The organism is Streptomyces sp. NPDC007264, from assembly GCF_042869095.1.
Lineage (GTDB): Bacteria > Actinomycetota > Actinomycetes > Streptomycetales > Streptomycetaceae > Streptomyces.
The window spans coordinates 224,957-249,090 of record NZ_JBIAFD010000007.1; the positions used below are offsets into that span (position 1 = coordinate 224,957).

17 protein-coding genes are annotated in these 24,134 nt (G+C 71.0%); 7 read left to right on the forward strand and 10 right to left on the reverse strand.

Annotation, left to right across the window (positions count from 1 at the left end):
• Nucleotides 1–140 precede the first annotated feature (140 nt).
• The gene (locus tag ACFYMU_RS14435) at nucleotides 141–2,009 is read right to left on the reverse strand and encodes a ricin-type beta-trefoil lectin domain protein (RefSeq protein WP_388372595.1); all 1,869 of its coding nucleotides are present in this window, start codon (nucleotides 2,007–2,009) and stop codon (nucleotides 141–143) included.
• A 259-nt stretch (nucleotides 2,010–2,268) separates the two neighbouring features.
• Here ACFYMU_RS14435 and ACFYMU_RS14440 point away from each other — a divergent pair, with 259 nt between their 5' ends.
• Nucleotides 2,269–5,295: a glycoside hydrolase family 3 N-terminal domain-containing protein gene (locus ACFYMU_RS14440; protein WP_388372597.1), complete on the forward strand. Its 3,027-nt coding sequence runs from the start codon at nucleotides 2,269–2,271 to the stop codon at nucleotides 5,293–5,295.
• A gap of 130 nt (nucleotides 5,296–5,425) precedes the next feature.
• On the forward strand, nucleotides 5,426–6,763 hold the full coding sequence (locus ACFYMU_RS14445) for a hypothetical protein (RefSeq protein WP_388372599.1): 1,338 nt from the start codon (nucleotides 5,426–5,428) through the stop codon (nucleotides 6,761–6,763).
• Between the two features lie 160 nt (nucleotides 6,764–6,923).
• Here ACFYMU_RS14445 and ACFYMU_RS14450 read toward each other — a convergent pair whose 3' ends face one another.
• Nucleotides 6,924–7,526 carry a YceI family protein gene (locus ACFYMU_RS14450; protein ID WP_388372601.1) on the reverse strand — a complete coding sequence of 201 codons (603 nt, stop codon included), beginning with the start codon at nucleotides 7,524–7,526 and terminating at the stop codon, nucleotides 6,924–6,926.
• Nucleotides 7,527–8,107: 581 nt separating this feature from the next.
• Between ACFYMU_RS14450 and ACFYMU_RS14455 the strand changes: the two genes are divergently transcribed.
• Both ACFYMU_RS14455 and ACFYMU_RS14460 read left to right on the forward strand, forming a co-directional pair.
• Nucleotides 8,108–9,700, forward strand: a complete 1,593-nt coding sequence (locus ACFYMU_RS14455) for an acyl-CoA carboxylase subunit beta (RefSeq protein ID WP_388372603.1) — start codon at nucleotides 8,108–8,110, stop codon at nucleotides 9,698–9,700.
• A 56-nt stretch (nucleotides 9,701–9,756) separates the two neighbouring features.
• A complete protein-coding gene (locus ACFYMU_RS14460; RefSeq protein WP_388372605.1) occupies nucleotides 9,757–9,948 on the forward strand; it encodes an acyl-CoA carboxylase subunit epsilon in 192 nt (63 codons plus the stop codon).
• 173 nt (nucleotides 9,949–10,121) lie between these two features.
• Here ACFYMU_RS14460 and ACFYMU_RS14465 read toward each other — a convergent pair whose 3' ends face one another.
• From ACFYMU_RS14465 to ACFYMU_RS14500, 8 genes are all read right to left on the reverse strand, one after another.
• Nucleotides 10,122–10,703 (reverse strand): ATP/GTP-binding protein, encoded by a 582-nt coding sequence (locus ACFYMU_RS14465; RefSeq protein WP_388372607.1) that lies wholly within the window; start codon nucleotides 10,701–10,703, stop codon nucleotides 10,122–10,124.
• Nucleotides 10,684–11,268, reverse strand: coding sequence for a DUF742 domain-containing protein (locus ACFYMU_RS14470; protein WP_388372609.1), 585 nt, complete (start codon nucleotides 11,266–11,268; stop codon nucleotides 10,684–10,686). Before ACFYMU_RS14470 ends, ACFYMU_RS14465 begins: the two co-directional genes overlap by 20 nt.
• Before the next feature lie 97 nt (nucleotides 11,269–11,365).
• Complete coding sequence (locus tag ACFYMU_RS14475; RefSeq protein WP_004983065.1) at nucleotides 11,366–11,779, reverse strand: roadblock/LC7 domain-containing protein; 414 nt, start codon at nucleotides 11,777–11,779, stop codon at nucleotides 11,366–11,368.
• A 10-nt stretch (nucleotides 11,780–11,789) separates the two neighbouring features.
• Nucleotides 11,790–15,089 (reverse strand): nitrate- and nitrite sensing domain-containing protein, encoded by a 3,300-nt coding sequence (locus ACFYMU_RS14480; protein WP_388372611.1) that lies wholly within the window; start codon nucleotides 15,087–15,089, stop codon nucleotides 11,790–11,792.
• A gap of 367 nt (nucleotides 15,090–15,456) precedes the next feature.
• Complete coding sequence (locus tag ACFYMU_RS14485) at nucleotides 15,457–16,032, reverse strand: ATP/GTP-binding protein (RefSeq protein ID WP_054219273.1); 576 nt, start codon at nucleotides 16,030–16,032, stop codon at nucleotides 15,457–15,459.
• Nucleotides 16,013–16,411, reverse strand: a complete 399-nt coding sequence (locus ACFYMU_RS14490) for a DUF742 domain-containing protein (protein ID WP_381087049.1) — start codon at nucleotides 16,409–16,411, stop codon at nucleotides 16,013–16,015. The genes ACFYMU_RS14485 and ACFYMU_RS14490 overlap by 20 nt, the downstream gene beginning before the upstream one ends.
• A gap of 111 nt (nucleotides 16,412–16,522) precedes the next feature.
• Nucleotides 16,523–16,936, reverse strand: coding sequence for a roadblock/LC7 domain-containing protein (locus tag ACFYMU_RS14495; RefSeq protein ID WP_123999246.1), 414 nt, complete (start codon nucleotides 16,934–16,936; stop codon nucleotides 16,523–16,525).
• 9 nt (nucleotides 16,937–16,945) lie between these two features.
• Entirely contained in the window at nucleotides 16,946–20,899 is a 3,954-nt protein-coding gene (locus ACFYMU_RS14500) for a nitrate- and nitrite sensing domain-containing protein (RefSeq protein ID WP_388372613.1), read from the reverse strand.
• A 600-nt stretch (nucleotides 20,900–21,499) separates the two neighbouring features.
• Here ACFYMU_RS14500 and ACFYMU_RS14505 point away from each other — a divergent pair.
• From ACFYMU_RS14505 to gltX, 3 genes are all read left to right on the forward strand, one after another.
• On the forward strand, nucleotides 21,500–21,682 hold the full coding sequence (locus tag ACFYMU_RS14505; RefSeq protein WP_388372614.1) for a hypothetical protein: 183 nt from the start codon (nucleotides 21,500–21,502) through the stop codon (nucleotides 21,680–21,682).
• Between the two features lie 158 nt (nucleotides 21,683–21,840).
• Nucleotides 21,841–22,617 carry a fumarylacetoacetate hydrolase family protein gene (locus ACFYMU_RS14510; RefSeq protein WP_388372615.1) on the forward strand — a complete coding sequence of 259 codons (777 nt, stop codon included), beginning with the start codon at nucleotides 21,841–21,843 and terminating at the stop codon, nucleotides 22,615–22,617.
• A complete protein-coding gene (gltX, locus tag ACFYMU_RS14515; protein ID WP_388372617.1) occupies nucleotides 22,610–24,085 on the forward strand; it encodes a glutamate--tRNA ligase in 1,476 nt (491 codons plus the stop codon). The genes ACFYMU_RS14510 and gltX overlap by 8 nt, the downstream gene beginning before the upstream one ends.
• Nucleotides 24,086–24,134: the final 49 nt, after the last annotated feature.

The window sequence follows — 24,134 nt, forward strand, 5'->3', positions numbered from 1 at the left end:
GCCCGGCCTTCATGGGCCCGGCCTTCATGGGCCCGGCCTTCATGGGCCCGGCCTTCATGGGCCCGGCCTTCATGGGCCCGGCCTTCATGGGCCCGGCCTTCATGGGCCCGGCCTTCATGGGCCCGGTCTCCATGGGCCGGCTACTGCAAGCGCCACTTCTGGTTGGCGGCCCCCGTGCACGACCAGATCTGCGCCCGCGCCCCGTTCGCCGACGAGTTGTCCGTCACATCGAGGCACTTGTCCGCCGCCAGGTCGACCACGTCACCGGTCGACGAGTTGTACGACCACTGCTGGGCCCCCGTCCCATTGCAGTCGTACAGCTGCACCTTCGCACCGTCCGCCGTCGAACCCCCCGACACGTCCAGGCACTTCCCCAGCGCCTGGACCGACCCGTCCGCCTTCAGCGTCCACCGCTGGGCGTCCGTGCCGTTGCAGTCGTACAGCTGTACCGCGGTCCCGTCGGCGCTCGACGCCCCCGCCACGTCCAGGCACTTGCCCGCGAGGCCCACGAACGCCCCCGACCGGTCGCCGCCGCCCGACTGCGTGCCCGACCAGGTGAACGTCGCCGACGTCTTCCCGGGCAGGGAGTACGTCGCGTGCTGCCCGCCCCAGTCGATCGTCACCGTCCTCGCCGACGCCGCGTCGTTGTAGGCGATCAGGGCCTTCGACCCGTCGGGATTGCGCCACGCCACGTTCGGCACCGCCGAGCTCGCCGTCGACGCGATGCGCTGTGCGCCGGGCCGGACGAACTTCGTCAGGTGGCCCATCGTGTAGTACTCGATCGTGTAGTCGACCGTCCCGCTCGCAGCGTCCCCGTTGTGGACCGTGACCAGGCCGGTGCAGGTGCCGCACCCACCGTTGTGCGGGCCCATGCTCTGGTCGACCGCCAGCGACCACTTCGTCACCGACTTCGCCCAGTTCCGCGTGTAGTCGACGATGTTGAGCATGTCCTCGCTCTGCTGGTCCGCGATCCAGGTGCCCCCCGAGTGCTCGGTGCCGAACGCGTCCAGTTGCGGGTACCGGTCGTGCACGGCCGTCTGCTGCGCCACGTCACCGCCGTAGCCGTGCCAGGCGATCCCGCCGAAGTTCGGGTGCGAGCGGATCGCCGCGTCGTCCACGGTCTGCGCCGCGTAGGAGTCGTAGGCGTCCCAGTTCCAGTCGTGCGCCAGCACCTTCGTCGCCAGGCCCGCCGCCTGCAGCTTCGGCAGCAGCTCGTTCTTGGTGAAGTACGCGAGCCCGGAGGCGTTCCAGCTCATGGACGGGTAGCCCGAGCAGCACGTCGGCTCGTTCTGGGCCGTGACGTAGGCAACCGGGACGCCCTGGTCGCGGTACGCCTGGACGTACTTCACGAAGTACGACGCGTAGGCGCCGTAGTCCTCCGCCTTCAGCCAGCCGCCGTTCAGCTGCCCGCTGTCCTTCATCCAGGCCGGTGCCGTCCAGGGGGTGGCCATCACGGTGAGCGAGGGGTTGAGCTGGAGCGCCTGCCGTGTCAGCGGCACCACGTCCGCCAGGTCGTGCGCGATCGAGAACCGCGTCAGGTCCGGGTCGGTCTGCCCGGTCGGCACGTCGTCGTACGTGTAGCCGTACCGCGCGAGGTCCGAGGCGCCCATCGGATTGCGCAGGAACGACAGCCCGATCCCGTCCGCCGGCGAGAACAGCCTCCGCATGGTGGCGTCCCGGGTCGCCTGCGAGAGCGCCCCGCTGCCGTTCAGCAGCCAGGCCGCGGTGTCCGTGAAGGACGCCCCGCCGCCGGTGAAGGTCTGGTACCGGGTGTTCTCGTCGACCGTGATGTTCTCGCCGCCGCCCCCGGTTCCCGGCTGGAAGGCGAACGGGGCCTGCGCCTGGAGGCCGCGCACGACATGACGCCCGCCGGCGTCGTCGGTCGTGGTCAGCCAGACGGTGATCTGCTCGTCGGCGGCGTGCGCGGGCAGGGCGCCCACGGCGGTGAGCCCGGCGGTGGTCAGCAGTCCGGCGAGGAGCAAACGGACCGCGGGGAGGGGTCGTCTCATCGTGCGCCGCCCTTCTGGGGAGGTGGGGGGAGGCGTGCGAGGCGTCAGTGAATGACGTCGGCGAAGGACCGTCAAGGGGGTGCGCGTTCAATTTTCGAAGAGACAACGGCCCAGGCGCGGCCGGATTTTGACTGTGTACCTGTTCTGACGTGAAGTCTTGACGGCTTCGCGGGGCGCCAGTTAACTCACGCCGTGATCTAAGTCGTAAGTCAAGGTCGTCAGCCAAGCATGTGGACCACGACAGCCAAAGGGAAGGCCCATGCGAAGAACCGCCCTGCTCGCCTCCGCCACCCTGCTCACCGCCCTGCTCCCGCTCACCGCCGCCGCCACCGCGTCCGGTGCCGCCGACCCGCCCCCCGTCCCCCTCGACCGCTTCGAGGGCGAGGTGCCGTTCGCCGGCCAGCCGGCCGAGGGCATCTTCACCTGGGGCGGCGACGCCGACGACCCGCCCGCGCTGCAGCTCGCCGACCGCGCGGACGCCCCCGAGGGCGCCAAGGTCCTCACCGGCGGCTACGACATCAGCGGCTACGGCGGCTTCACCCACGACTTCGCCGCCGACCGGCCCGCCCACGACTGGTCCGCGCACAAGGGCATCCGCTTCTGGTGGGACGGCCAGGACGACGGCAGGAAGATCGCCTTCGAGATCAAGGACGGGGGCGCGAAGGGCGAGGCGTCGGAGCTGTGGACGACCTCCTTCACCGACGACTTCACCGGTTGGAAACAGATCGAGATCCCCTTCACCGACTTCACCTATCGCACCGACTACCAGCCCGTCGGCGGCATCGACCACGTCCTCGGCCTCACGGAGATGTGGGGCTACGCCGTCACCCTCCCGGTGGGCGTCAAGGGCCGCTTCGCCATGGACGGCGTCGAGCTGTACGGGAAGGCCGACCAGTCCCTGCGAGCGTCGGTGACCACGGACTCCGCCGTCCACCCGGTCGAGGAGGGCGGCACGGCACGCGTGAAGGTCTCCGTGTCCACCACCGGCTCCGTCCCCCTCGACGAGCCGGTCACCGTCGCCTACGCCACGACCGGCGGCACCGCCGAGCCGGGCAGGGACTACACCCCCGTCGACGGGACCCTCACCTTCCCGGCCGGTACGGCCTCCGGAACCACCCGCACCATCGAGGTCCCCACCCTCCGGGACAGGGCCGCCGAGCCCGCCGAGACGATCCCGCTCGAGCTGACCGTCACCGGCGCCAAGGCCCCCGCCGAGATGCCGCAGGTCGTCGTCGACGCCCATGGACTGCCGTACCTCGACAACAGGCTGCCGGTGCGCAAGCGCGTCGCCGACCTCCTCTCACGCATGTCCCTGGAGGAGAAGGCCGGCCAGATGACCCAGGCCGAGCGCGCCGCCCTGGCCTCGCAGGGGGACATCGCGACCTACGGCCTCGGCTCGCTGCTGTCCGGCGGCGGTTCGACCCCCACGCCCAACACCCCCGAGGCGTGGGCGAAGATGATCGACTCGTTCCAGCTGAGGACGCGGGCGACCCGGTTCCAGATCCCGCTGGTCTACGGGGTCGACGCGGTCCACGGCCACAACAACCTGGCCGGCGCGACGATCATGCCGCACAACATCGGCATCGGGGCCACGAGGGATCCCGGGCTCGCCGAGCGGACCGGCGAGGTGACGGCCAGTGAGGTCCGCGCCACCGGTGTCCCCTGGGACTTCGCGCCGTGCCTGTGCGTCTCGCGCGACGAGCGCTGGGGCCGCAGCTACGAGTCCTTCGGCGAGGACCCGGCCCTCGTCACGTCGATGGAGACGATCATCCAGGGCCTCCAGGGGCGCGCGAACGGCGGGGACCTGAGCCGCGACGACAAGGTCCTCGCCACGGCCAAGCACTTCGTCGGTGACGGCGGCACCGGGTACGGCTCCTCCACCACCGGCTCGTACACCATCGACCAGGGCGTCACCAAGGTGACCCGGCAGCAGTTGGAGGCCGTCCACCTGGCGCCGTACCGGACGGCCGTCGACCGCGGCATCGGCTCGGTCATGCCGTCCTACTCGTCCCTCGACGTCCTCGGTGACGGCCGGGGCCCGGTGAAGATGCACGCACGCGCCGACATGATCAACGGCGTGCTCAAGGGCCGGATGGGCTTCGACGGCTTCGCCATCAGCGACTGGGCGGCCATCGACCAGCTCCCGGGCGACTACGCGAGCGACATCCGCACGTCCGTGAACGCGGGCCTCGACATGATCATGGTCCCGTACGCGTACCGGGATTTCCTGACGACCCTGACCGGCGAGGTGCGGGCGGGCCGCATCGGCGAGCGGCGGATGGACGACGCCGTGGCGCGCATCCTCACGCAGAAGTTCCGGCTGGGGCTCTTCGAGCACCCGTACGCCGACACGAGCGGGGCCGCGCGCATCGGGTCCGCGGCGCACCGGGCCGTGGCCCGCCGGGCGGCCGCCGAGTCCCAGGTGCTGCTCAAGAACGCGCACGGCGTCCTGCCGCTGAAGAAGGACCAGAAGGTGTACGTCGCCGGGTCCGACGCCGACGACCTCGGCAACCAGACCGGTGGCTGGACCATCACCTGGCAGGGCGCCTCCGGCACCCACACCCGGGGCACGACCATCCTCCAGGGCATGCGCGGGGCCGCCCCGGACGCGACGATCACCTACTCCAAGGACGCCTCGGCGCCGCTGGACGGCTACGACGTCGGGGTGGTCGTCGTCGGGGAGACCCCGTACGCCGAGGGCGTCGGCGACGTCGGCAACGGCAACGACCTGGAGCTGTCCGACGCGGACAAGGCCGCCGTGGACCGGGTGTGCGGCGCCATGCGGTGCGCGGTCCTGATCGTCTCCGGGCGCCCGCAGCTCATCGGCGACCGGCTCGGCGGCATCGACGCGCTCGTGGCCTCCTGGCTGCCGGGCACCGAGGGCGACGGGGTCGCGGACGTTCTCTACGGCAGACGCCCCTTCACCGGTCAGCTCCCCGTCACCTGGCCCAGGTCGCAGGAGCAGCTGCCGATCAACGTCGGCGACGCCTCCTACGACCCGCAGTTCCCGTTCGGCTGGGGCCTGACCACACTCACCAGGGTCCCGGAGGGCGGCACGGCGGCGCTCACGGCACTCGGGCGCGCGGCCGCCGCGGCCGAGCGGTCGGGATCCGCGCGGGCGGGGCGGGCGATCGTGACCCGGGCCCGGCTGATCGTCCAGCGGAAGGCGGGCGCCGCGATGACGCCGGTGGTCGCGGGGCCGTTCGCGGACGCGGACCATCTGCTGCTGACGGGGAAGTACGCGGCGGCGGTGGCGAAGCTGGCACAGGCGTACCGGGCGGCGTGACGCTCCGGGGCCGGACGTCGCCGGACCCGCTCCCGGCGGGCGGTGCGTGCCGCGCGGTACGCACCGCCCACCGATATGTCTATATCGGGCGTGATGACTGTGTTCACCCGACTTCGGGTAGCTTCGAAGTATGAAGGCCGCACTGGTCCGAGTCATCGTCGTCCCGCTGATCGCCCTGGTCGCGGCGGCCCTGGCGGTGCTGTCGACGGGCGCGCCCCGCGCCCACGCGGTCACGGACGTCTCGGTCATCGCCGAGGCGCTGCGCAAGGACCCCGTGTACGTCGATCCGGCCGCCTCGGGGCAACTGCCCGCGCGGGAGGCCGACGCCCTCGCGAAGAAGATCGAGGACGCCGGCAAGCCGGTCTTCGTCACCGTCCTGCCCGCCGGCTACCCGACCCGGAACCTCTTCTCCGAACTGCGCACGGCCACCGGCGTCACCGGCCTGTACGCGATCCGCCTCGGCGACCGCTTCGACGCCCGGGCCGACTCCTCGGTCATGTCCCGCACCGCCGTCCAGAACCTGGTCTCCAGCGTCCGGGGCGAGAGCACCACGGCCCAGCTGAACGACTTCACCGACCGCGCCCTGGCCGATGTCGGCGGCCACGCCCCGTCGACCTGGGGCACCTCCGGCGGCGTCTCGTACACCGGGCTGATCACGGCCGGCGCGGTGCTGCTGGCCGCGGGCGTGGGCACCTTCGCGCTCGTCCGACAGGGCCGGCGCCGGCGCGAGGAGGAGCAGCGGGCCGCGCTGGAGAAGCTGCGGGTCGTGGTCGACGAGGACATCACCGCCTTCGGCGAGGAACTGGACCGCCTCGACTTCCACCCCGCGGAGCCCGGTGCGGACGACGCGATGCGCGCGGACTACGAGCGGGCGCTGGACGCGTACGAACAGGCGAAGTCGTCCATGGCGGCGGCGCGACGCCCCGAGGACGTGAAGGCGGTGACCCAGGCACTGGAGGACGGACGCTTCTCGCTGGCCCTGCTCGCCGCCCGCCGCGAGCACCGGCCCCTGCCCGAGCGCAGGCCGCCCTGCTTCTTCGACCCGCGCCACGGCCCGTCCGTCGCCGACGCGACCTGGATGCCCGCGGGCGGCGCCCCGCGCGAGGTCCCGGTGTGTGCGGCGGACCGGGCCCGGCTGGCCGACGGCCGCGACCCGGCGGTCCGCGAGGTGGACACGGACCACGGCCGCCGCCCGTACTGGGAGGCGGGCCCCGCCTACGGCCCCTGGGCGGGTGGTTACTTCGGCGGCGGCATCCTGCCCGGCCTGCTGGTCGGCACGCTGCTCGGCGGCATGATGGCCACGCCGTCGTACGCGGCCGCCTACGGCGGGGGCTACGGGGACTTCGGTGGCCACGAGGGCGGCGACGTGTCGGGCGCCGACTTCGACCCCGGCGACTTCGGCGGCGGCTTCGGTGACGGCGGGGGAGGGGACTTCGGCGGCGGCGGGGACTTCGGCGGCGGGTTCTGACCTTGCCGCGCGAACGGCGCCGGGGCGTGGGGCCCGGCGGCCGGGGCACCCCACTGCCCCTGCCACGGATGGTGAAGACCGGTCCGGCGCGGTGGACCGGGTGGCGAGTTCGCCGTGCGGGGGAGCCGGTGACTCCTGGCGCCGGCTCCCCGGTCCGGGGTCACGCCTTCTTGATCGCCGAGATGTCGAACACCAGCTTGATCTTGTCGGAGACCAGCACGCCGCCCGTCTCCAGCGCCGCGTTCCAGGTCAGGCCCCATTCGGAGCGCAGGATCTCCGCCTTGCCCTCGAAGCCGACGCGCTCGTTGCCGAAGGGGTCCTTTGCGGCGCCGTTGAACTCCAGGTCGATGGCGAGCGGCTTGGTGACGCCGAGGATGCTCAGGTCGCCGGTGATGCGGTAGTCGTCGCCGCCGAGGGCCTCCGCCTTGGTCGAGCGGAAGGTCATGGCCGGGAACTCGTCCGTCTTGAAGAAGTCCGCGCTCTTGAGGTGCCCGTCACGGTCGGAGTTCCCGGTGTCGATGCTGTCCATCGTGACGTCGATCGAGGCGGTCGACTTCGAGGGGTCGGAGCCGTCCAGGTGCAGCGTGCCCTCGAAGGTCTGGAAGCTGCCCTTGACGTTGGTGACCATCGCGTGACGGGCCACGAAGCCGATCGTGGTGTGCGCGGGGTCCACCGTGTAGTCGCCGCTCAGTGCGGCGAGGTCGGGGCTCGCGCCGGTGGCCGCGGTGGCGTCGGTGTCGGTCTTGCGGCCGAAGATGCCCATGAGGTGCTCCTTGGGGACGGGTGCGCGGCCGCGGCGAGAGCCGGAGGCCGCTCAACTGTTTAACGTTCAACGAGGTCGAACAAGAGTGACCGTAGCCCTATTCCATTCAAGTTTCAACATCATCCGCAAGGTGTCGGTGTCGTCGCCGTGTGTAGCCGGGGTGGCCGCCCGGTGCCGGGCGGTCCCCGTGCCCGCGCCGGGCCTGACGGCGGTCGACTTGCGGCAGGCCGGTACGGTGGGGGTGATCTGCGTGAGCGAGCCACCCCGAACGGGTGAGTGCCCGGACCTCGACCGGGACCGTCCGGCGGGAGCCGTCGTGCACGCCGACCCGGCCGTCGACGTGGTGTCGCCAAGCGGCCGTTCGAGGTTCCGTGTCACTCCGGGGATGGCATGTGCGACGCATCAATGTGGGGTGGCTCTCGCCTGGCCACTTTGTCGGGCGCCCACAACGCCCAGGCCCCTCGAACAGTCAGATGGGCTGCTGCGGCACAGGATTCTGTTCAAGGGCACCAGGAAAACGGCCTGGAGACTGTACGGAGTCGACGGCCCGCTTTTCTCGGTGGACTTCGTAAGGTCGCTACATGACCGTTTTGGACGAGGCTGTAGATTCCGGGAGCGAGCCCACGGACGCGCGGGGGCGGGTCGCAGAACTGCACGAGATCCGTGCGCGGGCGTTGGCGGGTCCGGGCGAGAAGGCGACCGAGGCGCAGCACGCCAAGGGGAAGCTGACCGCCCGGGAGCGCATCGAGCTGCTGCTGGATGCCGGGTCGTTCCAGGAGGTCGAGCAGCTGCGCCGGCACCGGGCGACCGGATTCGGTCTGGAGGCCAAGAAGCCGTACACCGACGGTGTCATCACCGGGTGGGGCACGGTGGAGGGCCGTACCGTCTTCGTCTACGCGCATGACTTCCGCATCTTCGGCGGCGCACTGGGCGAGGCCCACGCCACGAAGATCCACAAGATCATGGACATGGCCATCGCGGCCGGGGCCCCGCTGGTGTCGCTGAACGACGGCGCGGGGGCCCGCATCCAGGAGGGCGTGTCCGCGCTGGCCGGGTACGGGGGCATCTTCCAGCGCAACACCAAAGCCTCGGGCGTCATCCCGCAGATCAGCGTCATGCTCGGCCCGTGCGCGGGCGGCGCGGCCTACAGCCCGGCACTGACGGACTTCGTCTTCATGGTCCGTCAGACGTCGCAGATGTTCATCACCGGCCCGGACGTCGTCAAGGCGGTCACCGGTGAGGAGATCACCCAGAACGGTCTGGGCGGCGCGGACGTGCACGCGGAGACCAGCGGTGTGTGCCACTTCGCGTACGACGACGAGGAGACGTGCATCGCCGAGGTGCGCTACCTGCTGTCGCTGCTGCCGCAGAACAACCGCGAGAACCCGCCGCGGGTGGAGTGCGCGGACCCGGCGGACCGGCGCGGCGAGGCCCTGCTGGACCTGGTTCCGGCCGATGGCAACCGGCCCTACGACATGGCCAAGGTCATCGAGGAGATCGTCGACGACGGCGATTACCTGGAGGTCCACGAGCGCTGGGCCCGCAACATCATCTGCGCCCTGGGCCGGCTGGACGGGCAGGTGGTGGGCATCATCGCCAACCAGCCGCAGACCCTGGCCGGTGTCCTGGACATCGAGGCATCGGAAAAAGCTGCGCGCTTCGTTCAGATGTGTGACGCTTTTAACATCCCGCTGGTGACGTTCCTGGACGTGCCGGGGTTCCTTCCCGGTGTCGACCAGGAGCACGGCGGGATCATCCGGCACGGCGCCAAGCTGCTGTACGCCTACTGCAACGCGACCGTGCCGAGGATCTCCCTGATCCTGCGCAAGGCGTACGGCGGCGCGTACATCGTGATGGACAGCCAGTCCATCGGGGCCGACCTGACCTACGCCTGGCCGACCAACGAGATCGCCGTGATGGGCGCGGACGGCGCCGCCAACGTCATCTTCCGCCGTCAGATCGCCCAGGCCGAGGACCCCGAGGTCATGCGGCAGAAGATGGTCAAGGAATACAAGTCCGAGCTGATGCACCCCTACTACGCGGCCGAGCGGGGCCTGGTCGACGACGTCATCGATCCCGCGGAGACCCGCGAGGTCCTGATCAGGTCGCTCGCGATGCTGCAGTCGAAGCACGCGGACCTGCCCTCCCGCAAGCACGGCAACCCCCCGCAGTAACCGAGCGGACCCGCCGCGGCAACCCCGCGGACCCCTCTCTCACGGAGACTGATCCCATGAGCACCCCTGACATCCGCGTCGAGAAGGGCCACGCCGAGCCCGAGGAAGTGGCCGCCATCACGGCCATCCTCCTGGCCCGCGCGGCGGCCCAGTCGCCCGCCACCACCCCCCACCGGGGCCGCCCGAAGGCCGGCTGGCGCCGTCTGGAGCGTGAGCCCGGTTTCCGGGCACCCCACAGCTGGCACTAGGCCGCGCACCGCCGACGCGGCCGAGCCGCGCCGCACCACCGTTCGCCGAAGGGCCCCTCTGCCGAAGAGGGGCCCTTCGTGGTGCGCGCGCAGCGGAGTGGGCGGCCCCGGGCAAAGAAGAACCCCGCGCCCCCTGACGGGGCGCGGGGTGCCGTGCGGCCGGCGGCCGGCGCCTAACGGAGCCGGGCCATCAGCGCGTGCTCCACGAGCGTGATCAGCGCACTCTTCGCGTCCGCGCGGTGGCGGGCGTCGGTGGTGATGATCGGGGTGTCGGGGCCGATCTGGAGCGCCTCGCGCACCTCGTCCGGGCCGTACGGCTGGTTGCCGTCGAAGCCGTTGAGGGCGATGACGAAGGGCAGGCCGCTGTTCTCGAAGTAGTCGACCGCGGGGAAGCAGTCGGCCAGGCGCCGGGTGTCGACGAGCACGATGGCGCCGATCGCGCCGCGGACCAGGTCGTCCCACATGAACCAGAAGCGGTCCTGGCCGGGGGTGCCGAACAGGTACAGGATCAGGTCCTGGTCCAGGGTGATGCGGCCGAAGTCCATGGCGACCGTCGTGGTCGTCTTGTCCCCGGTGTGGGTGAGGTCGTCGATGCCGGCCGAAGCGGACGTCATGACGGCCTCTGTGCGCAGCGGGTTGATCTCCGAGACGGCGCCGACGAACGTGGTCTTGCCCACGCCGAAGCCGCCCGCCACCACAATCTTCGCCGAGGTGGTGGAGCGGGAAGGACCGCCGCTAGAGCTTGCGAAGTCCACTGAGCACCCTTTCGAGCAGTGTCACGTCTGGCTGGCCGCCGGCGTTCTCGTCGCCGCCGGGCTGATGGATGGCGACCAGGCCCGCCTCCGCCAAGTCGGCGACGAGGATCCTGGCCACGCCGAGAGGGATCGTCAGGAGCGCCGAGATCTCGGCCACCGACTTGATTTCCCGGCACAGGTGGCAGATCCGCTGATGCTCGGGCAACTGGCCCTGCATCTGGTGCGGCTGCGCGGTGGTGTGCACCAGCGCCTCGATGGCGAGCTGGTAGCGCGGCCTGGTGCGGCCGCCCGTCATGGCGTACGGACGCACCAGAGGGTTGGTCGACGACCCCGCGGGCGCCGGCTCGGGAGTGCGGCGCTGCGGCTGCACGGGCTGGATGCGCGGCGCCGGCGGCTGGTCGTAGGGGGACGGACCGGGACCCTGGGGGCCCTGCGGCGGGTAGGGCTGACGCTGGTGGTTCGGTGCGGAGGGGAAGTTGTACCGGTTCTGGTCACCCTGACCCGGGCCCTGGCCAGGGCCGTAGGGCCAGTTGCCGGCGGACGAACCGCCTGGGGGTGTTGCCACGTTCTCTCCTCCTCCGACTGCGCCGGGCACCCGTCGCCGTGGACGCCGCGTCCCGAAACCTTACGACTCCGGGACGTCGGCATGCACCGTCCGTCCTCTAGTTGAGAAGGCTCCCCTGAAGCTCCGCCCGAAGGTCGGGGGTCAGGACCGTACCGGCACGGTCCACCAGGAGGGCCATCTCGTACCCAATGAGGCCGATGTCCGCCTCGGGGTGTGCGAGAACCGCGAGCGATGAACCGTCGGAAATGGACATGATGAAGAGGAATCCCCGCTCCATCTCCACAACCGTCTGATTCACGCTGCCGCCCTCGAAGATGCGGGAAGCACCCGCGGTCAGCGAGGTCAGACCGGAGGCGACGGCCGCCAGCTGGTCGGCGCGGTCGCGCGGAAAGCCTTCGGACATCGCCAGAAGGAGTCCGTCGGCGGAGACCACCACCGTGTGGGACACCCCCGGGGTGTTGTCCACGAAGTTGGTGATCAACCAGTTCAGGTTCTGTGCCGCCTGGCTCATCGGGCTCACACTAACGCTCCTGGTTGTAGGTGCTGTCAGGACCGAAGCCCTGGCCGTTCGTTTCACTGCCTGCGCTGCGTCCGCGCTGGACGCCTCGACGCAGGTTGCTCAGCCGGCCCCGGACGTCCTCCGGAGCACGGGAGACCTGTGGGCCTCCCTGCGGGGTCGTTTCCGCGGCGCCCTCGATCAGGTTCGCCTTGGGTACCCGCCGAGGCAGACCGGAGGAGGTCACCCCGCCTGCCTTGGGCTTCCTGAGCTGCGCTGCCTGCTGCCACCGCTGGTCGTTGGCGGAGCGCCAGTCGCCGCTCATGTCCGTGGCCGTCGACGTGTCCTGGGCCACGGCCTGCGGCCGACCGGTGGCGCCCGTCGCGGCAGTACCGCGGCGGGGCAGTCCGGCGTCCGTCAGGTCGTGGACGGCGGACGGGGCCGGTCCCGGACGGTCGAAGCCTACGCGGTCCTCCTTGTCCACGTCAGCGGCCTGCACGGATTCCGCTTCGGGAGCGTACTCGGAGTGGTAGGGGGTCTGGTAGCCGTCCTGCTGAGGCCAGTCGCCCTGGTAGGACTGCTCCTCGAAGGCCGAGAACGTCCCCGAGGCGGTGGCCTGGGCCGTGGCGTGGTTCTCCTGCCCGGGCTCCGCATAGGCGGGCCCCTGGTAGCCGCCGGACGGGAAGCCGTCGCCCTGCGGCAGGCCGCCGCCCGCCGGGAAGTACGTCTCCTCGTACGCAGGCTGCTGCGGTTCCTCGTACGCCGTCTGCTGGTCGTACGACGCCTGCTGCTCCTCGTACGCGCCCTGCCCGTTGTCGTACGCGCCCTGCCCGTTGTCGTAGACGGGCTGTCCGCCGTCGTAGGCACCCTGACCGTTGTCGTAGGCGGGCTGCTGCGCCGGGAACTCGTCCTGGTACGACGCGGCGGCGGGCTCCTGGGACTCCTCCTCCGGCCGGCCGGGACCCTGGCCCTGGCCCTGGGTCTGGGCCTGGGCCTCCAGGGCGGCACGGCGGCCCTCGCGCAGCAGCGAGCGGCCGACGGGGTCCAGCTCCCGGATGTCGTCCGGGATCTCGGCATAGCGGCTGTCGTCGAAGCCGAAGTCCGCGGCCGTCAGAGTCGACGTCTCGTCGAAGCTCTCCCCCTGGAACGGCTGCTGCTCCGGGATCATCTGCGAGACGGTGAACTCGTCGCGGTCCAGCGGCTGCTCGCCGCCACCGCCGTGGGTGATGGCGTCGGGCAGCATGACCAGCGAGGTGGTGCCGGCCTGCTCGCCGGAGGGGCGGAGCTGGACCCGGATGCCGTGCCGGTCGGCCAGCCGGCCGACCACGAACAGGCCCATGCGCTGCGAGATCGCGACGTCGACCGTCGGCGGATTGGCCAGCTTGTGGTTGATGTCCGCGAAGTCCTCGGCCGTCAGGCCGATGCCCTTGTCGTGGATCTCGGTCATGATCCGGCCGTCGGGCAGCCGGGTGGCGGTCACCCGGACCTTGGTCTGCGGGGAGGAGAACGTGGTGGCGTTCTCCAGCAGCTCGGCCAGCAGGTGCACGAGGTCGGTCACGGCGCGGCCGTGGATCTCGGCCTCCGGGACGCCCGACAGCTCGATGCGCTCGTACTGCTCCACCTCGGAGGAGGCGGCGCGCAGCACGTCGATCAGCGGGACCGGCTGGTCCCAGCGGCGGCCGGGCTCCTCGCCGGCGAGGACCAGGAGGTTCTCGCCGTTGCGCCGCATGCGGGTCGCGAGGTGGTCCAGCCTGAAGAGGTTCTCCAGCTGGTCGGGGTCCGCCTCGTTGTTCTCCAGGTCGGTGATCAGGGTCAGCTGGCCCTCGATCAGCGACTGGTTGCGGCGCGAGAGGTTGGTGAAGATCGCGTTGATGTTGCCCCGCAGCAGGGCCTGCTCGGCGGCGAGCCGGACGGCCTCGCGGTGGACCTGGTCGAAGGCGCGGGCGACCTCGCCGATCTCGTCGGTGGAGGAGATCGGGATGGGTGCCACACGGGTGTCGACGCGGCCGGGGTCGGTGCGCGAGAGCTGGTCGACCAGCATCGGCAGGCGCTGCTCGGCGATGCCGAAGGCCGCGTTGCGCAGCCGGCGCATCGAGCGGCTCATCTGGCGGGCCATGAGGCCGGCCAGGATGAACGCGGCGAGCAGGGCGACGAGGACGATGGCACCGGTGACGAACGCGGACTGCTTGGCGTTGTCGGCGATGTTCGAGGCGTCCGCCACGGCCTTGTCGGCCAGGTCCGACTCGATCGTGCGGTAGGCGTCGTACTTGAGGGTGTTCACCGCCCACCAGTTCTGCGTGGTGACGCCCTGCTGGGCGAGCCCGGCGCGGACGGTCTCGTCGGTGGACTGCAGCGTGGCCACGGCCCCGACCATCTTCGTGGGGTCGGCCGGCGGCGGTACGTAGGTCTCGCCCTGGGCCTTCGCCCGCGCGGCGGCCTTCTCGGCCGCGGCGACGCCGTCGGTCTTGACCTTCTTCTTGGCCGCGTCCAGCTTGGCGGCGTCCTGCGCGGTGCCACCGCCGAGGTACTCCTCGACGGCGATGCCCTCGAGGTAGGCGTACGAGGAGAGGGCGACGCGCTGCCTGGCGAGGCTCGTGTCGTCGGGGCCGGGCTTGACCAGCATGTGCATGCCGATCGCGCGCTCCAGGGAGAGCGCCGCCTTGGTGAGGGAGATGGCGTAGACGGTGCGGCCGTAGCTGGTGATGTTGCCGGTGCCGAGGCCGAGCTCGTTGGCGAACTCCATCAGCGGGTGGGCGATCTCGACGTAGCCCTCCTCGGTCTGCACACCGGTCAGCCGGGGGGTGTACGCGACCTGGCGCAGCCCCGCCAGCTTCGTCTCGGCCTTGCGGAAGATGCCCAGGCGGCGGTCGAGGCCCGCCGTGTGCGGCATGTTCTGCGCGGCCTGGTCGAAGGCGTCGGCGGCGTCGTCGGTCGCGGCGCGGACCTGGACGACGGTCGAGTTCTTGTCGCCCTGGCCGGACAGCAGGGGAGCCGCGGAGGCGTCGCGTTCCTGGTAGAGCCGGTCGGCGTAGGTCAAGGACGCCTGCACGAGACGGGCGGTGTTCTCCGCGTCCCGAGCCTGCTTCCAGGTGTCGATCGAGCTCTTCACCTGGAATCCGCCCATGACCAGGCCCACCAGCACGGGTATGAGCAGGATGGCGTTCAGCCGGGTCGGCACGCGCCAGTTGCGCGGGGAGAAACGGCTGCTGCTCGGCGGGAGAGCCGCTGCCTCCGGGCCGGGCGCGTGTGCGGGCGCCGCTCCGCGCGGCGGCGGGGTGAAGTTGCCCCGCGCCGATGGCTCGGGACCGTTCTTGCTTCGCCTCACTCGACCAACAACCTCTCGGCGACGGCACCTACGTCGTGCCGCGGTGTCTCCAGGGCCCTGTCCCCGACCTGTACGTCTCTGACGATTGGGCAGTTCAGGCATTCCAGCACGTCAGCATGCGCGATTCCAAACACTCGGAAGGGATGGTTCCTACGCATGTAAGCCCTGGATAAATCGGTCATAAAGAGCGAGCCCCGCCAAAAGGCGGGGCTTTTGTGAGCACAGCGGCACCAACCGACCGCGACGCGTGGCGGTACCATCGGATTTCTCTGTCGAAACGTTATGAACACCGGGGCCGACCGTGTCAAAGGCCACAGCCGGCCCCCCGAGATCTACGACAACTTCCGTATGGCCCCGCCGACTTGTCCTACCGCAGACGTGCCATGAGGGCGTGCTCCACCAGCGTGATCAGCGCACTCTTCGCGTCCGCGCGGTGACGGGCGTCGGTGGTGATGATCGGGGTGTCGGGCCCGATCTGGAGTGCCTCGCGCACCTCGTCGGGAGTGTAGGGCTGGTGCCCGTCGAAGCCGTTGAGGGCGATGACGAAGGGCAGGCCGCTGTTCTCGAAGTAGTCGACCGCGGGGAAGCAGTCGGCCAGGCGCCGGGTGTCGACGAGCACCACGGCGCCGATCGCGCCGCGGACCAGGTCGTCCCACATGAACCAGAAGCGGTCCTGGCCGGGCGTGCCGAACAGGTACAGGATCAGGTCCTGGTCCAGGGTGATGCGGCCGAAGTCCATGGCGACCGTCGTGGTCGTCTTGTCCCCGGTGTGGGTGAGGTCGTCGATGCCCGCGGACGCGGACGTCATGACGGCCTCCGTGCGCAGCGGGTTGATCTCCGAGACGGCGCCGACGAACGTGGTCTTGCCCACGCCGAAGCCGCCCGCCACCACGATCTTCGCGGAGGTGGTCGCCCGACCTCCGTCAGAGCTTGCGAAGTCCACTGAGCACCCTTTCGAGCAGTGTCACGTCCGGCGCGCCGCCGTTGTTCTCGTCGCCACCGGGCTGGTGGATCGCGACGAGCCCGGCCTCGGCGAGGTCCGCGACGAGGATCCGTGCCACGCCGAGCGGCATGCCCAGAAGCGCCGACACCTCCGCCACCGACTTCACCTCGCGGCACAGGTGGCAGATCCGCTGGTGCTCCGGCAGGAGCCCCATCAGCTGGGCCGGATCGGCGGTCGTGCTGATCAGCGCCTCTATCGCGAGCTGGTAGCGCGGCCGGGTCCGGCCGCCCGTCATCGCGTACGGACGTACCAGCGGCTGGTCGCCCTCGTCCCCGTACGGCTCTGCGTACGGATCATGAGAGGCGGTGGGCGGGGTCATTGATCCTCCGGGCGGGACAGCAAGTCGGTCAGTCGTGCCGTCGGACGAGGCCGGTGGGGGGATTGTGGCGGCCGGACGGTGATTTGGTGAGACGGGTGGTACCGGGGCCGATCAGTGGAGGAGACTGCCCTGGAGTTCGGCGCGCAGATCGGGTGTGAGTACCGCTCCCGCACGGTCGACCAGAAGGGCCATCTCGTAGCCGACGAGGCCGATGTCGCAGTCGGGATGGGCGAGCACGGCGAGCGACGAGCCGTCGGAGATGGACATCAGGAAGAGGAAACCGCGTTCCATCTCGACGACCGTCTGTGCCACGTCGCCTCCCTCGAAGATCCGGGAGGCGCCTGCCGTCAGTGAGGTGAGCCCGGAGGCCACCGCCGCGAGCTGGTCGGCGCGGTCGCGCGGAAAGCCTTCCGACATGGCCAGAAGGAGACCGTCGGCGGACACGACGACGGTGTGGGACACCCCAGGGGTGTTGTCCACGAAGTTGGTGATCAACCAGTTGAGATTCTGTGCCGCCTGGCTCATCTGGCTCAACTAACGCTCCTGCTGGTGAGAGGGGCTGGGGAAGCTGCCGGTCTGAGGGCCACCGGCCTGGCGACCCTGTGCGATGCCCCGTCGGAGATTGGTCAGCCGGCCGCGCACGTCGTCAGGCGCACGCGATACCTGCGGACCGGTGTGGTGCTGTTGCTGCTGGGCCGTGCCCGGCACGAGGTTCGCGCGCGGGACCCGGCGCGGCAGGCCGGAGGTGGTCACGCCTCCGGCAGCGGGCTGCCGCACGCGCTCGGCCTGGCGGACGAGTTCGTCGTTCGGTGAGCTGCGCCAGGCCGGAGGGGCCGGACGTTGGGGGGGCTCGGCGGGCTGCTGCGGGGCCGGCGGCACCGAGCCGTTGCCCTGCCGTTGGTCACCGCGGAACCAGTTGGTCTCGAGCGTGTCGTAGAGCGGAGTGCGTCCGTCGCCGGGGCTCGTCGCCGGTGGCAGGGCCTCGGGCTCCTGACGACGCTGGGGCTCCGGCTCGGCCGGCGGCCGGTAGCCGCCGTAGCCGTCGCCGCCCCTCTGCGGGCGCTCGAACTGGCCGGTGGAGGAGTTGTCGTACCCCTGGGACGGGAACTGGCCGGTGGAGGAGTTGTCGTACCCCTGGGACGGGAACTGGCCGGTGGAGGAGTTGTCGTACCCCTGGGACGGGAACTGGCCCGTGGAGGAGTTGTCGTACCCCTGGGACGGGAACTGGCCCGTGGAGGAGTTGTCGTACCCCTGCGAGGCGAACTGGCCCGTGGAGGAGTTGTCGTACCCCTGGGACGGGAACTGGCCCGTGGACGAGTTGTCGTACCCCTGCGAGGCGAACTGGCCCGTCGAGGACGGGTCCTGGGCCCGGCCCGGCGCCGGGAAGCCACCCGTGTCCTGACCCCGGCCGGGCGGGAACTGACCCGTCCCGCCGCCCGTACCGCCGAAGACGTCCGAGCGGACGAACTGCCCGCCGTTGTTCGGCGCCCCCGCGCCGGGACGCGGGGCGTTGAAGTCCGGTCGCCGGAATCCGGCGGTGGAGGCCGGACCCTGGCGGTCGTCGACGCGCGGGACCTCCGCGGTCGAGGCGGGTCCCTGACGGTCGTCGATGCGGGGCATCGGCGAGGTCGAGGACAGGGCGTCCGGCTCCTCGTGGCCGCGCGGAGTGTCCAGCGAGGCGCGCGGCATCGGCGGCTGCGCGTTCTCGTCGCTCCAGCTCGGTGTGCGCTGCTGCTGCGGGTTGCCACCGGGCAGCTCGGCACGTGGGCCGCCGCGCCCGGGCAGCTGCGGCCGACGGCGGCCGATGCGCCCCTTGGGCTGCTGTTGCTGCGGCTGCTGTTGCTGCTGCCCCTGCTGCTGCGGTGCCGATGAGGGGGCGTCGTCCCCGAAGCCGGCCGGGCGCATGCCCGAGCCGCCGTCGCCGAAGCCGCCCTGACGGGAGCCCGGCCCCGATCCCTGGAAGGCCTGGGCGGGCTGCTGTCCCTGCGGGGCGCCGGGGGCGCCCTGACCGAAGGCGCCGGGCGCCCCCTGACCGAAGGCGGCGAAGGCGCCGGCACCCGTGCCCGCCGGGGCCGGCCGGCCCTGCTGCGGAGCGGGACCCTGCGGGCCGCCGGGACGGCCGCCCGCCGCGCTGCCGGGCAGCGCGGCGCGCGGACCCTGGCCGCCACCCACCTGCCCACGCTGTGGGGGCGCGCCGAGCGCGGAACCGCCCGCGGACGCGCCGGCACCGACGGACGGACCGCCCTGCTGTGCCTGACGGCGGGCCGCGGCCACACCGGCGGCGGCCTGCGCGGCGGCCGGGCCGCCGGACTGCGGGCCGCCCTGGCCCGGCTTGCCCGGACCGGGCTTCTTGCCGCCCTGGGCGACATCGACCGGGAGCATGACCAGCGCGGTCGTACCACCGGAGTCGGACGGGCGCAGCTGGATGCGGATGCCGTGGCGCTGCGACAGCCGGCCGACCACGAACAGGCCCATGCGGCGGGAGACGGAGACGTCCACCGTGGGCGGCGAGGCCAGCCGCTCGTTGATCGCGGCGAGGTCCTCCGGGGACAGACCGATACCGGTGTCGTGGATCTCGATCAGCACGCGGCCGTCGGGCAGCGCGTGACCGGTGACCTTGACCTTGGTCTGCGGGGAGGAGAACGAGGTGGCGTTCTCGAGCAGCTCGGCGAGCAGGTGCACGAGGTCGTTGACGACCCGGCCGGCGACCTCGGTGGCCGGGACCGCGGCCAGCTCGATGCGCTCGTACTGCTCCACCTCGGACGCGGCGGCGCGGAGCACGTCGACCAGCGGGACCGGGCGGGTCCAGCGGCGACCGGGCTCCTCACCGGCGAGGACGAGGAGGTTCTCACCGTTACGGCGCATACGCGTCGCGAGGTGGTCGAGCTTGAACAGCGAGGACAGCTGGTCCGGGTCGGCCTCGCGGGACTCCAGTTCGGAGATCAACGACAGCTGGCGCTGGATCAGGCCCTGGGAGCGGCGCGAGAGGTTGGTGAACATCGCGTTGACGTTGCCTCGCAGCAGGGCCTGCTCGGCGGCGAGGCGGACCGCCTCGCGGTGCACGTCGTCGAAGGCCGCGGCCACCTGGCCGATCTCGTCCCGGGAGTGCACACCGACCGACTCCACGGACATGTCGACGTCCTGCGGGTCGGCCTCGGACAGCTGCTTGACCAGCTCGGGCAGGCGGTCCTGGGCGACCTTGGTCGCGGTCTCCTGCAGCCGGCGCAGCGAGCGGATCATGGAGCGGGCCACGACGAAGGCGCCGACCAGGGAGACACCGAGGACGAGGAGGATCAGCGCACCGGAGATGAGGGCCTCGCGCTCGGACGCGCTGCGCAGCTCGCGGGCCTTCTGTTCCATCTCCTCGAGGAGCGTGCCCTCGATCTTCTTCATCTGCTCGATCTTGGACGTGTCGGCGTCGACCCAGTCCCGGTACGAGCGCTTGGGCTGCGAGCGCAGACCGGTCGAGCTCTTCAGCACGCGGTCGGCGTACTTGTCCGCCTCGAGGATCGTCGGGCTGCCCTGGTCGATCGGCTTCGTCAGGTCCTCGGCGGCGTCGCCGTAGATGCTCTTGAAGCTGTCCAGCTCGGACCCCTGGCTGTCCAGGGCCGACAGGGCGTACTGGCGGTCGTTCTCGGAGAGGTCGCCGAACTTGGCGTCGTTGTCGGGCAGGGCCGCGGCGATGACCGCACGCTGCTCGGACGCGTACTCCTTGGCGGTGGAGAAGGCCGTCAGGGCGCGGGTGCGCTGGATCATCTCCGGGTTGCTGGTGGCCTGCGCCATGTCCTGCGACAGGCTCAGCAACTGCGAGATCAGGCGGTGGTACGCCTCGACCGTCTGGGTGGAGTTCTTCGCGTCCTTGTAGGCGTTGGCCCGGATGGCGCTCAGGTTGCTCAGCTCGCTCGCGATGCCCACGACGTTGTCGCGCACGCCGGAGAGCTGGCCCTTGTCGGCGGCCTCGCTGAGCGTCTGGGTGCCCTCCAGGAATCCGGAGCGGGCCCGGTCCGTCTTGTCGCGGACCCCCTTGACCCCCAGGTCGGCTCCCGAAGCGCCGTTGGAGAGGGGACCGGCCGACTGGTCCCGCTCCTCCTGCAGCGCCTCGGCCAGCTGCGTGGCCTGCCTGGTCATGTCGGTCAGCAGCTTCATGTTGTCGAGCTGCTGGATCTCGTCCATGGAGTCGCTGATGCGCAGGGCGCCGAGCGAGGTGGCGGCGACCACGGGGAGCGCGAGCAGCGAGACGAGGCGGGTCGAGATACGCCAGTTGCGCAGCGCTATTCGCGTGCCCGCCGTGACCGGGGGAGCGGCCTTGGGCGGCGCGGGCGGTGGTGTGGAGTCCGAGGACGCACCGGAACGCCCGGGCAGCTCAGGGCCGCCGGCCGGTGCCGATCCCGGGTTCTGGGCGTGCTGGGGCGAGGAACCGCGGTCGGTCCCGCCGTGCGGCTCCGGCTCCGCCGAAGCACTGCCATCCCTCTTGAAACGTCCCTGCACTAGCGTCGCAACCTCTGGACCAGGCGCCCCTCCGCGTGAACGGCGGGGCGGTGTCGGCGTCGTGAGGGGCGCCATGAGCGCACCCCTCAGGTGGTCGTGAGTGACCGGCGCAGGTTCCCCCTTCCCGCCGCTCCTCGGCGCTGCGTTGCGCCCCTGCGCGCCGGTTGGAACCCGCGGCGGTCCGTGGAATTCCAGCACAGTGCCGGATCTCCAACAAGGCCAATGGGCGAGCGAGTGACCACCATGACCCTGTGTGAGGATGTGGTCACAAGGTGTAGAGGTTTATCTCGCACATAGCAGACATATCTCCGCGAGCCGTTGGCGTGTGCCCGATGCTCACGTCGCCGCGATCGGGAGCGGAATGCGGGCTTCAATAGAGCAATGTCCGTTTCCGCGGGGCGGCGTGGCGGTCGAATTCGACCCTTTTGCTCGCGGGGCAGTGAGCAAACTCACATGGTGATCAGCCTCTCCTCGGCGCTTCCGCGGGGGATTGCATGTTTAGCCTGGCGCTTTACAGAGATGGCGAATCCGACAACCTGCGCTTCGGCGGCGCCCCTTGCGGGCCGCCGGGCGCCCGCGACGACAAGGTCAACGAGAACAGTGAAGACCACGATGATGTTCCGCACGATAGCCAACCCGCGGCGCACGACGCTGGCGCACCTCGCCGACGCCGACGAACTGCAGGCACCGGCGGTGCCGGAACCCTCCGTCGACCTTCCCGCCCGGACCGCCAACCCCAAGCGCACCGTCCTGATGGAGGCCCCGGTCTCCGCCGCGGAGTAGTGCGGGAGCACACCCGCGGTTCTGCGCCCCGCGGCCTCGGCGGCGCCGGTCGGCACACGACGGGCGCCGGCCCCCGTAATGCGCGGGGCGCCCACCCCCTGCCGCGTTAGCCTGGAGCGTCAGACTCCAGCCAGCTCAGTGAGGGGCGCAAGGATCCCGTGCGCATCGCCAGGTTCTCCATCGACGGGAACGTCGCCTTCGGCGCGGTCGAGGGCGACAAGCCGGACGAGCTCGTCCTCGACATCATCAAGGGCATCCCGTTCGCGGACTTCGAGCTCTCCGGCACGAAGGTGCCGCTGAGCAAGGTCAGGCTGCTGCCGCCGGTGCTCCCCAACAAGGTCGTCGCCTTCGGGCGCAACTACGCGGAGCACGCGAAGGAGCTGGGCAACGAGGTGCCCGAGGCCCCGTTCGCCTTCTTCAAGCCGTCCACCTCGGTGATCGGCACCGGCGACGGCATCGCGTACCCCTCCTTCTCCCAGGAACTGCACCACGAGGCCGAGCTGGCCGTGGTGATCGGCCGCATGTGCCGCGAGGTCCCGCGCGAGCGTGTCAAGGACGTGATCCTCGGCTACACCTGCGCCAACGACATCACGGCGCGCGACGTGCAGCGGCGCGAGAAGCAGTGGGCGCGGGCCAAGGGCTTCGACACCTCCTGCCCGCTCGGCCCCTGGGTGGAGACCGACCTCGACCCGGCCGACCTCACCATCCAGCTCACGGTCAACGGCGAGCAGCGCCAGCTCGGCCGGACCAGCGAGATGATCCACCCGGTCGAGGACCTGATCGTGAACATCTCCGAGGCCATGACGCTGCTCCCCGGCGACGTGATCCTCACGGGCACCCCCGCGGGGGTCGGCCCCCTCCGTGTCGGCGACGAGGTCGCCGTCACCATCGAAGGCATCGGCACTCTCACCAACAAGGTGATCAAGCGTGGCTAACGCGAACGTCCGCGTACGTTTCTGTCCGTCCCCGACCGGCAACCCCCATGTGGGCCTGGTCCGCACCGCCCTGTTCAACTGGGCGTTCGCCCGCCACACCGGCGGCACGTTCGTCTTCCGCATCGAGGACACGGACGCGGCCCGCGACTCGGAGGAGTCGTACGTCCAGCTCCTGGACTCGCTGCGCTGGCTGGGCTTCGACTGGGACGAGGGCCCCGAGGTCGGCGGCCCCCACGCGCCGTACCGCCAGTCGCAGCGGATGGACGTCTACCAGGACGTGGCGCGCCGGCTCCTGGACGGCGGGTACGCCTACCGCTGCTACTGCACGACGCAGGAGCTGGACGCCCGCCGCGAGGCCGCCCGGGCCGCCGGCCTGCCCTCCGGCTACGACGGCCACTGCCGTGAGCTCGGCGCCGAGCAGGTCGCGGCGTACGAGGCCGAGGGCCGCGCCCCCGTCGTCCGCTTCCGCATGCCCGACGAGACGATCACCTTCACCGACCTTGTCCGCGGCGAGCTGACCTTCACGCCGGAGAACGTGCCGGACTACGGGATCGTACGGGCGAACGGGACGCCCCTGTACACGCTCGTGAACCCGGTGGACGACGCCCTGATGGAGATCACCCACGTCCTGCGCGGCGAGGACCTGCTCTCCTCCACCCCGCGCCAGATCGCCCTCTACAAGGCGCTGATCGAGCTGGGCATCGCCAAGTCCGTGCCCGCGTTCGGGCACCTGCCCTACGTGATGGGCGAGGGCAACAAGAAGCTGTCCAAGCGTGACCCGCAGTCGTCGCTGAACCTCTACCGCGAGCGTGGCTTCCTGCCGGAGGGCCTGCTCAACTACCTCTCCCTGCTGGGCTGGTCGCTCGCCGCGGACCGCGACATCTTCACGATCGACGAGATGGTCGCCGCCTTCGACATCGCGGACGTGAACCCCAACCCGGCCCGCTTCGACCTGAAGAAGGCCGAGTCGATCAACGCCGACCACATCCGGCTGCTCGACGTGAAGGACTTCACGGAGCGCTGCGCGCCGTGGCTGACGGCCCCCTTCGCGCCGTGGGCGCCCGAGGACTTCGACGAGGCGAGGTGGCAGGCGATCGCCCCGCACGCGCAGACCCGCGTCAAGGTCCTGTCCGAGATCACCGACAACGTCGACTTCCTGTTCCTTCCGGAGCCGGTGTCGGACGAGGCGTCCTGGACCAAGGCCATGAAGGAGGGCAGCGACGCCCTGCTCCGCACGGCCCGCGAGAACCTCGACGCGGCCGACTGGAGCTCCGCCGAGTCGCTGAAGGAGGCCGTCCTGGCCGCCGGCGAGACCCACGGCCTCAAGCTCGGCAAGGCCCAGGCCCCGGTCCGCGTCGCCGTCACCGGCCGCACCGTCGGCCTGCCGCTGTTCGAATCCCTGGAGGTGCTGGGCAGGGAGCGGACGCTGGCCCGCCTCGACGCGGCGCTGGCGAAGCTGGCGGCCTGACCCGTTCGCGCGCAGGGGCGGCACCCGATCGGGTGCCGCCCCTCGTCTC